Source organism: Escherichia sp. AM3 (assembly GCF_032029835.1).
Lineage (GTDB): Bacteria > Pseudomonadota > Gammaproteobacteria > Enterobacterales > Enterobacteriaceae > Escherichia > Escherichia coli.
This window is the reverse complement of sequence record NZ_JAVUPQ010000716.1, coordinates 1-341: the sequence shown is the minus strand read 5'-3', so window position 1 is coordinate 341 and position 341 is coordinate 1. Positions and strand designations below refer to the sequence as shown.

General features: G+C 58.7%; 1 pseudogene. It reads right to left on the bottom strand.

Annotated features, from left to right (window positions below):
• Positions 1 to 12 precede the first annotated feature (12 nt).
• A pseudogene (gene frdB / locus RTW80_RS28045) lies at positions 13 to 341 on the bottom strand (fumarate reductase iron-sulfur protein); the annotation flags it as partial.

The following is a 341-nucleotide window of genomic DNA, read 5'->3' as shown; positions in this document are numbered from 1 at the left end:
ATCATGCACTCCTTAGCGTGGTTTCAGGGTAGCGATAAGAAAGTCTTTCGAGCTTTCCACTTTCCCCTGCTGAATAGCGGCGGCCGGGTCGACATGCTTCGGACAGACTTCGGAGCAGTAACCGACAAACGTGCAGGTCCAGACCCCGTTCTGGCTGTTCAGCTGGGCCATACGTTCTTTTGTGCCGTGGTCGCGGCTGTCTTCGTTATAGCGGTGCGCCAGGGTAATGGCGGCCGGGCCGATAAACTCAGGGTTCAGGCCAAACTGCGGACAGGCGGCGTAGCACAGGCCGCAGTTGATGCAGCCGGAGAACTGATGGTATTTCGCCATCTGCGCGGGCG